2 protein-coding genes are annotated in these 2,128 nt (G+C 69.5%); both read right to left on the bottom strand.

The features are described from left to right. Positions 1–924, bottom strand: a 924-nt coding sequence (rsmH, locus tag AC1HC7_RS15785; protein WP_479499208.1) for a 16S rRNA (cytosine(1402)-N(4))-methyltransferase RsmH, incomplete at its 3' end; no start/stop codon positions are given. After that, on the bottom strand, positions 921–1,409 hold the full coding sequence (locus AC1HC7_RS15790; RefSeq protein ID WP_479495277.1) for a division/cell wall cluster transcriptional repressor MraZ: 489 nt from the start codon (positions 1,407–1,409) through the stop codon (positions 921–923). The genes rsmH and AC1HC7_RS15790, both read right to left, overlap by 4 nt. Between the last annotated feature and the right edge of the window lie 719 nt (positions 1,410–2,128).

Genomic DNA, 2,128 nt, shown 5'->3' on the forward strand with positions numbered 1-2,128 from the left:
CGCCAGCTCCGCCTCGCCCGCGCTCAGCGACCGGCGCCGGTCCTGGCGGAACCGCGGCGCCGCGCGCGCCGCTTCGGGCGCGTGGCGCGACCCGGCGGGGGCGGCGTCGGATCGCAGCTGCATGAACCGCTTGACCATGCGGTCCTCCAGCGAGTGAAAGCTCACCACCACCAGCGCGCCGCCCGGGGCCAGCGCCCGCTCGGCGGCGCTCAGCGCCCGCGCCAGTTCGCCCAGTTCGTCATTCACCGCGATGCGCAGCGCCTGAAAGCTGCGGGTGGCGGCATGGGGCTGGCCGGGCCTGGGGCGGGGCAGGCAGCGTTCGACGATGCCCGCCAGCTGCAGCGTGGTCTCGATCGGCGCGGCGCGGCGCGCGGCGACGATGGCGCGGGCGATGCGGCGCGAGGCCCGCTCCTCGCCGTAGCGGAACAGGATGTCGGCGATGTCGGTTTCATCGGCGCGGTTGACCAGATCGGCCGCCGAGGGCCCCGCCTGCGCCATGCGCATGTCCAGCGGCCCGTCGCGCAGGAACGAAAACCCCCGCGCGCCCTGGTCGATCTGCATCGAGCTGACCCCGATGTCGAGCACCACCCCGGCAAGCCCCTGCCCCCCGACCCCCGCATCCGCCGCGTGGCGGTCGAGATCGCCGAACGCCCCGGTCACCAGCGTCAGCCGGTCGCCATAGGGGGCGCGCCAGCTTTCGGCGCGGGCAATCGCCTCGGGGTCGCGGTCGATGGCGATCACCCGGCCGGCGCCGCGATCGAGAACGCCGCGCGCATAGCCGCCCGCGCCCAGCGTGCCGTCGAGCCAGACCCCGTCCCAGCCCCCCCGCGCGCCGTTCTCCGGGGCCAGCGCGTCGAGCACCTCGGCCAGCATCACCGGCGCATGGGCGGCCTCGGCGCGCGCCAGACCCGCCCCCGCGCTCATGCGCTCTGACCCGGCGGCGACGGCGCGTCGCCCCAGGGCAGGGCGTCCAGCGCATCTTGCTCGTCGTCGCCGTCATCCTCGGCCATCATCGCCGCGAAGCGCTCCGGCGACCAGATCTGGAAACTGTCGCCCATGCCCACGAACTGCGCCAGGCTGGTGATCCCGGCGGCCTCTTTCAGCGCCCTGGTCAGCACGATGCGCCCGGTGTCGTCCAGCCGCATGGGGATGGCGTTGGCGAGGAACTGGTATTCCAGCTTGCGGCGCGGCCTTGAAAACGGCTTCATGCGGCCGATCGCGTCGGCGATGCGGTCGATGTATTGATGGGTGAAGCCCTCGATGCAGTCGGCGCCGCGCAGCCCCGGGATCAGCACCAGCCCGCCGGGGGTGTCGCTGCGTTCCAGCACGCGGCGAAACAGCGCCGGGACGGAGACCCGCCCCTTGCCGTCCACCTTGTGCTGCGAACTTGACGTGAAGCGATCCCACATCGGCGACGAGCTTCCCTCTGCAACCTGCCGGGCGACCTCGTCGCGCCGGCCATCCACATGCGCCCGGAACCGACCGCGAAACGGAAACGGGCCGCGCTTGCCTCAAAGCGCGACCCGCTGTCCCTCGGGAGATTTCCGACTTCGCGCTGCCTCTCCGCGGCCGAACTTGCGCCGGCGTCGGTTTGTTTTGCGGCGGCGATCTGCCTGCATGAAACTTGCTGTTTCTTGTTGATGACCTCGTTGGCCGCCGCGTGATCTTGATAGCATGGGAAATCACGCCACTCAATGGGAAAAATCATGGGAAAGCGCCTTATTATCGCTATATATCAACTTAACGAAGAATAACAAATCACTAATTTTCCTATATAATGGAGAACAAAAAGATAACATCCCCATATCTAGAATTTTAATATGAAGATCCTCTGATGCCATAGAATACCATCTGAATCCAAAATCAGGGTGATTCGCGGGCAGATCAGCCCCCCTTGACGCGGCGCCCGCCCCGCGATCGGCGCGAATCGCGCGCCGATCGCGGGTTTTGGCGCCTGACGCGCAAAAGCCGACGCGTCGCCATCGGCGGGGACGGCCACGTCTCGGATGACAGATTGCATGGGAATGCGCCTGCGCGGCCCCCCCCGCGGCGGGGCGGGCGCGGGCGGCCCGGCGCGGGGCGCGGGGGGGGGGCGCCGTGAAACGGGGGGGGCAAAAGGCGGGCCGGG

This window comes from Oceanicella sp. (genome assembly GCF_056449545.1).